The organism is Streptomyces sp. NPDC005485 (assembly GCF_040606085.1).
Taxonomy (GTDB): domain Bacteria; phylum Actinomycetota; class Actinomycetes; order Streptomycetales; family Streptomycetaceae; genus Streptomyces.
The window spans coordinates 51,401-59,844 of record NZ_JBEXDZ010000043.1 but is presented as its reverse complement, the minus strand read 5'-3'; the positions used below and the strand labels follow the sequence as shown (position 1 = coordinate 59,844).

6 protein-coding genes are annotated in these 8,444 nt (G+C 70.6%); all 6 read right to left on the bottom strand.

The features are described from left to right. Nucleotides 1-90 precede the first annotated feature (90 nt). Nucleotides 91-813, bottom strand: coding sequence for a respiratory nitrate reductase subunit gamma (narI, locus tag ABZS97_RS17120; protein ID WP_356138468.1), 723 nt, complete (start codon nucleotides 811-813; stop codon nucleotides 91-93). Next, a complete protein-coding gene (narJ, locus tag ABZS97_RS17115; protein WP_356138466.1) occupies nucleotides 810-1,382 on the bottom strand; it encodes a nitrate reductase molybdenum cofactor assembly chaperone in 573 nt (190 codons plus the stop codon). Before narJ ends, narI begins: the two co-directional genes overlap by 4 nt. Further along, nucleotides 1,382-2,968: a nitrate reductase subunit beta gene (gene narH, locus ABZS97_RS17110; protein ID WP_356138464.1), complete on the bottom strand. Its 1,587-nt coding sequence runs from the start codon at nucleotides 2,966-2,968 to the stop codon at nucleotides 1,382-1,384. Before narH ends, narJ begins: the two co-directional genes overlap by 1 nt. Continuing rightward, nucleotides 2,968-6,663, bottom strand: coding sequence for a nitrate reductase subunit alpha (locus tag ABZS97_RS17105; protein ID WP_356138462.1), 3,696 nt, complete (start codon nucleotides 6,661-6,663; stop codon nucleotides 2,968-2,970). Before ABZS97_RS17105 ends, narH begins: the two co-directional genes overlap by 1 nt. Before the next feature lie 78 nt (nucleotides 6,664-6,741). Beyond that, entirely contained in the window at nucleotides 6,742-7,539 is a 798-nt protein-coding gene (locus tag ABZS97_RS17100) for an SAM-dependent methyltransferase (RefSeq protein WP_356138460.1), read from the bottom strand. A gap of 10 nt (nucleotides 7,540-7,549) precedes the next feature. Then, nucleotides 7,550-8,419, bottom strand: a complete 870-nt coding sequence (locus tag ABZS97_RS17095; RefSeq protein ID WP_356138458.1) for a helix-turn-helix transcriptional regulator — start codon at nucleotides 8,417-8,419, stop codon at nucleotides 7,550-7,552. Nucleotides 8,420-8,444: the final 25 nt, after the last annotated feature.

Here is an 8,444-nt window from a genome sequence, read left to right as displayed (position 1 = left end):
CAAGTACGTCCAGTACGAGGGCCTTCGTCCGGCACGCCGAGGGCACGCACCGAACACCGCGGGCACCGCACAGGACTTTCAAAACACCCCCTAGGACCCGGTCCGTTCCCAGCCGCGCCGTTCCGGCCGCGGCCCGAGCTGCTTCGGGTCGTGGCTGCGGTAGACCACGTACGGCCGGAACAGGTACTGCACGGGCGCGCTGAACATGTGCACCAGACGCGTGTACGGCACCAGCGCGATCAGCGCCATGCCGATCACCATGTGCACCTGGTAGAGCACGGGCACGCCGTCCATCAGCTCCGTCCTCGGACTGAGCCGAAAGAGGCTGCGGGCCCAAGGGGCGATGGAGTCACGGTAGTTGTAGCCGTCACCGGAGGCGTGTGTGAGCTTGGCGACCATGCCCATCACGATCGCGCCCACGAGCACCACGTACATGAGCTTGTCGTTGACCGTCGTCGCCCGGAAGACCGGCGAGTTGGTCCGCCTGCGGTAGACGAGCAGCCCGATGCCGAGCACCGTGAGGACACCGGCCGCCGTGCCGCCGTACAGCGACAGCAGATGGTAGGCGTGCTCGCCGACACCGAGGGAGCGGGTCCACGACTCGGGGACGAACAGGCCGACCAGGTGGCCTGCGAGCACGAAGAGGAGGCCGTAGTGGAAGGCGGGCGAGGCGATGTTCAGCAGCCTCGACTCGTAGATCTGCGAGGAGCGGGTGGTCCACCCGAACTTGTCGTAGCGGCGGCGCCACACGAGGCCCGCGACGAGCAGGGCGAGGGCGACGTACGGCAGGGCGCCCCACAGCATTGTGCTCACGGCCGGTCTCCCGTCAGGGCGAAGGGTTCCAGGCCCACGTCCTCACGGGGCGGGCCGCTGCGGGCCAGCGCCAGTGCCTCGGCGCGGTCCTTCGGGGACGGGCCGGGCAACGCCCCGCACACCACGTCCAGGACGCCGGCGTACGGCGTCTTGAAGTCGGTCAGCGCGAGCCGCAGCAGTTCGAGGCCGCCGCGGTGCTCCAGCAGGAGGCTTTGGTCGCCGCTCTGCGCGCAGAACTCCAGGACGGCCGGCAGGAAGTCCGGCAGCTCCTCGCCGGTGAACTCCAGGCCGTGCGCCCGGTACACCTCCTTGAAGCGGACCAGCGCCATCCCGCGGCGCCGGGTGTCGCCGTCGCGCCACCAGCTCAGATAGAGGCTGTGCCGGTTCTTGAAGTCGAAGACCTGGACGTAGTGCGCGGCGAGGTCCGACGGTTTCTGCGCGTCCGCGTGGTCGAGGAACTCCCGCAGTTCCGGGGCTGCTCGGCGCAGCAGGGGCAGGCGGGCGCGGAACTCCTCGTCCGGGTAGCCGAGGCAGTGCGCGGCGGCCTGGAAGAGGACGTCGGGGTGCATCAGCCGTTCTCCTTCGTCTGGCGCTCGCGCAGTGCGTGAAAGGTCTCGACGGACACCAACGGCAGCTGTCGGCGCCCCGAGTCCTGGCCGAAGGGCCCGTCGCCGCCCATGCCGGGCCCGCCTTCGTGGTCGAGGCTGCACTCGTCGGGCAGCGCGGACTCCTCCAGTCGCCGGGCGTCGCCGACGGCGGCCGTCGGAATCACGTACCGGTCCTCGTACTTGGCGATGGCCAGCAGCCGGTACATCGCCTCGACCTCCGCGGCGTCCATGCCGACCGAGGACGCGATCGCCGGGTCGGGCGGATCGCCGAGGTTGATCGCCCGCATGTGGGAGCGCATCGCGGCGAGCTTGGTGAGACAGTCGCGGACCGGCTCCACGTCACCCGCGGTGAACAGCTCCGCCAGGTACTCCAGCGGAATGCGCAGGGCGTCGATCGCGCCGAACAGGTTCTCCGCGTCCTCGCCGTCGAACCCGGTCTCCGTCAGCGCGTCCACCACCGGCGACAGCGGCGGGATGTACCAGACCATGGGCATCGTGCGGTACTCGGGATGCAGCGGCAGCGCCACCTTGTACTTGCTGATCAGCGCGTGCACGGGGGAGCGGCGTGCCGCCTCCATCCAGTCGTGCGGGATCCCGGCCTCCTCGGCCGCCCGCTGGACGGCGTGGTCGTCGGGGTCGAGGAAGACGCCCAACTGTGCCTCGTACAGGTCCTGTTCACCGGGTGTGGCGGCGGCCGCGGTCACCTTGTCGGCGTCGTAGAGGATGACACCGAGATAGCGCAGCCGGCCCACGCAGGTCTCCGAGCAGACGGTGGGCAGGCCCACCTCCAGGCGTGGATAGCACAGCGTGCACTTCTCGGCCTTGCCGGTGCGGTGGTTGAAGTAGACCTTCTTGTACGGGCATCCGGTCACGCACATCCGCCAGCCGCGGCAGGCGTCCTGGTCGACCAGCACAATGCCGTCCTCGGCCCGCTTGTACATCGCGCCGGAGGGGCAGGACGCCACGCACGCCGGGTTGAGGCAGTGCTCGCAGATCCGCGGCAGATAGAACATGAAGGTCTGCTCGAACGCGAACTTCACCTTGTCGGCGGCCTGTCTGCGCGTTCGCTCGACCATGGGGTCGAGGTCGCCGTGCTCGGGGGCGCCCGCCAGGTTGTCGTCCCAGTTCGAGGACCACTCGATCTTCATCGGCTTTCCGGTGAGCTGCGAGACGGGTCGTGCCACCGGGAAGTCGTCGCCGAGCGGGGCGTCGGTGAGGTTCTTGTAGTCGTACGTCCAGGGCTCGTAGTAGTCCTTGATCTCCGGCAGCTCGGGGTTGGAGAAGATCCCGGCGAGCTTGCGGAAGCGCCCGCCGCCCTTGAGCTTCAGGGCACCCCGCTTGTTCAGCTCCCAGCCGCCGCGCCATTTCTCCTGGTCCTCGTAGCGGCGCGGATAGCCCTGGCCGGGCCGGGTCTCGACGTTGTTGAACCAGACGTACTCCATGCCGCTGCGGTTGGTCCACGCCTGCTTGCAGGTCACCGAACAGGTATGGCAGCCGATGCATTTGTCGAGGTTCATGACCATGGCGATCTGGGCCATCGGGCGCATCAGTACTCCACCTCCTGCGAGCGGCGGCGGATGACCGTCACCTCGTCGCGCTGGTTGCCCGTCGGGCCCAGGTAGTTGAACGCCCACGACAACTGGGCGTAGCCGCCGATGAGATGGGACGGTTTGAGGATGAGCCGGGTCAGCGAGTTGTGGATGCCGCCGCGCATTCCGGTCGTCTCCGCCTTCGGGACGCTCACCGTGCGCTCCTGGGCGTGGTGCATGTAGACCGTGCCCGCGGGCATCCGGTGCGAGACGACCGCCCGGGCGACCACCACGCCGTTGCGGTTGACCGCCTCGATCCAGTCGTTGTCCCTCACCTTGATGGCGTCCGCGTCCTCGGGGGACATCCAGATGTTCTGCCCGCCGCGGGACAGCGAGAGCATGAACAGGTTGTCCTGGTACTCGGAGTGGATGGACCACTTGTTGTGCGGGGTCAGGTAACGGACCGTCACCTCCCGTTGCCCGTCCGGTCCGAGGCGCGGTTCGCCGAAGAGTCTGTTCATGTCGAGCGGCGGCCGGTAGACGGGCAGCGCCTCGCCCAGTTCATGGATCCAGTCGTGGTCGAGGAAGAAGTGCTGGCGCCCGGTGAGCGTGTGCCAGGGCTTGAGGTGCTCGGTGTTGAGGGTGAACGCGGTGTAGCGGCGCCCGCCCGACTCGCTGCCCGACCACTCCGGAGAGGTGATCACCGGCACCGGCGCGGCCTGCGTGTCCGCGTACGTGACCAGCTTGCCCTCGTGCTCGGCGGCCAGGTGGGCCATCTCCTGCCCGGTGCGCTCCTCCAGGGTGCGGAAGCCCTGCGTCGCCAGGCGCCCGTTGGTGGTGCCCGACAGGGCGAGGATGGTGTTGGCGGCCTTCACCGCGGTGTCGAGCGCCGGACGCCCGTCGGCGGGACCGCCGCGCACCGCACCGTTGCGCTCACGGAGGGAATCGACCTCCACGTCGGGCCGCAGCGCGATCCCCTTGGCGGGCAGCCCGAGCTTTTCCACCAGCGGACCGAGCGCCGCGAACTTCGCCCCGATCGCCGTGTAGTCCCGCTCGACCACCGTCAGGTTCGGCAGCGTTGTGCCGGGCACGGGCGCGCAGTCGCCCCGCTTCCAGTCCAGGACGACACCGCCGGGCTGCGCGATCTCGCCCGGAGTGTCGTGCTGCAGGGCGGTGGCGACGAGGTCCTTGCGGACCCCGAGGTGCCCGACGGCGAGTTCGCTCAGCCGCTCGGCCAGCGCCTTGAAGGTGTCGAAGTCGGTGCGTGCCTGCCACGGCGGATCGACGGCCGGGGTGAAGGAGTGCACGTAGGGGTGCATGTCCGTGGTCGACAGATCGTGCTTCTCGTACCAGGTGGCGGCCGGCAGGACGACGTCCGACAGCAGCGTCGAGGAGGTCTGCCGGAAGTCCAGCGACAGCAGCAGGTCGAGCTTGCCCTCGGGCGCCTCCTCCCGCCAGGTCACGTCGCGCGGGCGCACCTCGGGCTCCGCCTCCTCGGCGCGCAGCGACGAGTGGGTGCCGAGGAGATGCTTGGTGAAGTACTCCGCCCCCTTCGCCGAGGAGCCAAGCAGATTGGCCCGCCACAGGGTCAGCACCCGTGGCCAGTTCTCCGGTGCGTCCGGGTCCTCGCACGCGAACTTCAGTGTCCCCGCCCGGAGTTCGGCCACCACCTTGGCGACGGGGTCGCCGAACGCCTCGCCCAGGTCCAGGGGGTTGCGGTCGAACGTCGGATACGACGGCATCCACCCCGTCCGCGCCGACAGGGCCAGACAGTCCGCGCCCGTCATGCCCGCGAAGCGGCCCTCGCCCAGCGGGGAGGCGAGCACGTCGGCGGCGAAGCGGTCGTAGCGCCACTGGTCGGTGTTGAGGAACCAGTACGCGGTGCCGATCATCTGCCGTGGCGGCCGGCTCCAGTCGCCGGCGCCCGCGAGCGTCGCCCAGCCGGTGACCGGGCGGCACTTCTCCTGCCCGACGTAGTGCGCCCAGCCCCCGCCGTTGCGGCCCTGGCAGCCGGTGAGCTGAAGCAGGGCCAGGAAGGCGCGGTAGATCGTCTCGGAGTGGAACCAGTGGTTGGTCCCGGCGCCCATCAGGATCATGCAGCGGCCCCGCGACTTCTCCGCCGTCCGCGCGAACTCCCGGGCGATCTTCGTGCACGCGGCCGCGGGGACGGAGGTGTGCACCTGCTGCCAGGCGGGCGTGCCGGGCGCCTCGGCGTCGTCGTAGGAGGCGGGCCACTGCCCCGGGAGTCCGCCGCGTCCCACGCCGTACTGCGCGAGCAGCAGATCGAAGACGGTCGTCACCAGCGGGCCGTCCGCCCCGCCCGGACGCGTCGCCGGAACCCCACGTCGCAGGATGTCGCCGCGCCCCTGCCCGTGCTCCCCGCCCTCCGTGTCGAAGCGCGGCAGGAGCACCTCCACCCCGGCGGCGCCGTCGCTGCCGTACAGGCTCAACCGCGGTTGTACGGCGTCGAGTTCGAGGTTCCACCTGCCCTTGCCCGACTCGGTCCAGCGGAAGCCCAGCGAGCCGTTGGGGACGACCGGGCGGCCGGTCGCGGAGTCCAGCACGACCGTCTTCCACTCCGCGCCCTCGCCGCCCTGGCCGAGATCGGAGGCGCGCAGGAACTTGGCCGGGACGTACGCGCCGTCCCGCTCTGTGAGGGTCACCAGGAACGGCAGGTCGGTGAACCTGCGCACGTAGTCCGCGAAGAACGGGGTCTCGCGGTCGACGAAGAACTCCTTGAGGATCACGTGCCCCATCGCCAGGGCCAGCGCGCCGTCCGTGCCCGGGTGCGGATGCAGCCACTCGTCGGCGAACTTGGCGTTGTCGGCGTAGTCGGGGGCGACGACCACGACCTTCTGGCCGCGGTAGCGGGCCTCGGCCATCCAGTGCGCGTCGGGGGTGCGGGTCACCGGGACGTTGGAGCCCCACATCATCAGATACGCGGCGTCCCACCAGTCGCCCGACTCCGGCACGTCGGTCTGGTCGCCGAAGACCTGCGGTGAGGCGACCGGAAGGTCCGCGTACCAGTCGTAGAAGGAGAGCATCGGGGCGCCGATGAGCGAGTGGAAGCGCGCCCCTGCGGCGTGCGACACCATCGACATCGCCGGGATGGGCGAGAAGCCCGCGATCCGGTCGGGGCCGTACGCCTTGATGGTGTGGACATGGGCCGCCGCGACGATCTCGACCGCCTCGTCCCAGCTCGCCCGCACCAGTCCGCCCTTGCCGCGCGCCTGCTGGTAGCGGCGCCGCCGCTCCGGGTCGCTCTGCAGGTCCGCCCAGGCGAGCACCGGGTCGCCGAGCCGGTTGCGCGCCTCCCGGTACATCTCCAGGAGCACGCCCCTGATGTACGGGTAGCGGACCCGGGTCGGCGAGTACGTGTACCAGGAGAAAGCCGCCCCGCGCGGGCAGCCGCGGGGCTCGTACTCGGGACGATCGGGGCCCACCGACGGGTAGTCCGTCTGCTGGGTCTCCCAGGTGATGATGCCGTCCTTGACGTACACCTTCCAGCGGCAGGAGCCCGTGCAGTTCACTCCGTGCGTGGAGTTCACGACCTTGTCGTGGCTCCAGCGGTCGCGGTAGAACGCGTCCGCCTCGCGCCCGCCGGTGAGGCCGATGCTGTGCAGGTCGGGCGCCGGTGTGCCGGGCCGGAAGAACCTTCCGGCGCGGAGCAGGGCGGCGCCCGGTTCGCTGGGGGGTGCCGGGGTGTCGGCCACGGTGCGCTCCCTTGCTTGCCCGTGGGTCGAACCTACGGGCGGGTGCGGGAGCGCACCCGTTCACGGCACCCGTCCGGGTCAGGCCTTGCGGGCCACGCCCGCGTACACGGGCACGATGCCCTCCAGCTGGGCCGCCACGTCCACCGGCTCCGGCCGCCAGCCGAAGACGGGGATGACGCCGGGCCCGAGCAGCTCCAGGCCGTCGAAGAAGCGCGTGAACTCGGTGACCGACCGGGGGTGGAAGGGGGTGCCGCTGCGCCGGAAGTTCTCGGCGGCCTTCTCGATGGCCTCCGGGCTGAGGTCCGCGGTGACCTGCGACAGGATCAGGTAGCTGCCGGGCGCGAGCACGTCGACGTACGTGCGGAGCAGGTCGTGGACGCCGTCGTCCAGGTAGTGGGTCAGCGCCACCAGCGACAGGGCGACCGGCTCGGCGAAGTCCAGGGACTCGGCGGCCAGCCGCAGGATGGTGTCGGGGTCGCGGACGTCGGCGTGCACATAGTCGGTGCGGCCCTCGGCGGACCCCTGCAGCAGCGCCTGGGCGTGCCGCAGGACGATCGGGTCGTTGTCCGCGTACACGACCTTGCACTCGGGCGCGACGTCCTGCGCCACCTGGTGCAGGTTGGGTTCGGTGGGGATGCCCGTCCCGATGTCCAGGAACTGCCGGATCCCGGCCTCGGCGACCGTGCGGACGGCACGGTGCATGAACCGGCGGTTGGCGCGCGCCCCGCGCAGCACGGAGCCGTCCACGGCGAGGATCCGGCGCGCGAGCTCCTCGTCGATGGGGTAGTTGTCCTTGCCGCCCAGCCACCAGTCGTAGACCCGGGCGGGGTGGGGCCGGCTGGTGTCGATGGCGGGCGCTGCTTCCCGTTCGGTCATGCACATGCTCCTAGACGTGGCAGTCCTCGCGGTACTTCCGGAGGATCTTCTTGGTGTCGTGCGCGGACGCGGCACGGGCCGTCAGGTGGTCGAGCACTTCCAGGTGCATGGCCACCTCGGCGCGCGAGTCGAGGTAGAGCGCACCGGTCAGGTACTCGCTGACGACCATGTCGGGCAGTTCGGGCTCCGCGAAGCGGAACAGGCAGAAGGGCGCGTACGTCGCCGGGTGCGGGCCCTGCGCGTACTCGGCGACCTGGAGCGTGACGTGGTCGCTGTCGGCGGCCTCCAGCAGCCGGTCCAGCTGGTCGCGCATGACGGCGCCGCGGATGCTCACCGGACGCCTGAGCACCGTCTCGTCCATGACCACCCACAGACGCGGGGGATGTTCGCGCGAGAGCAGCTTCTGCCGGGCCATCCGCAGCGACACATGTCCCTCGACCGCCCCCGGGCCCGCCTCCCCGACCGTCCCGGCCTCCAGGACCGCCCGCGCGTACTCCTCGGTCTGCAGCAGCCCGGGCACGAAGTGCGGCTCGTACGACCGGATCATGCGGGCCGCGCCCTCCAGGCTGACGTGCATGCTGAACCAGTCCGGCAGCACCTCGTGGAACCGCTGCCACCAGCCGGGCCGGTTCGCCTCCTCGGTGAGCGCCACGAACGCCGACGCGTCGTCCTCGGGCACGCCGTAGGCGCTCAACAGCATCTGCACGTAAGGGATCTTGAGCGCGACGTCGGCCGTCTCCATCCGCCGTACGGTCGCCGAGGTCACGCGCAGCACCCGCGCCGCCTCGTCCCGGCTCAGCCCGGCCGTCTCCCGCAACTCCTGCAGCCGCTTCCCGAGCACCACCTGCCCCACGGTGGGCGCGGCACGCCGCTCACTCACGCCACGCCTCCCCACGCGCCGAAGT

Coding starts and splice junctions, on each gene's coding strand:
- ABZS97_RS17100 (WP_356138460.1), bottom strand. CDS start 7,539: ATGACCGAACGGGAAGCAGCGCCCGCCATCGACACCAGCCGGCCCCAC.
- narH (WP_356138464.1), bottom strand. CDS start 2,968: ATGCGCCCGATGGCCCAGATCGCCATGGTCATGAACCTCGACAAATGC.
- narJ (WP_356138466.1), bottom strand. CDS start 1,382: ATGCACCCCGACGTCCTCTTCCAGGCCGCCGCGCACTGCCTCGGCTAC.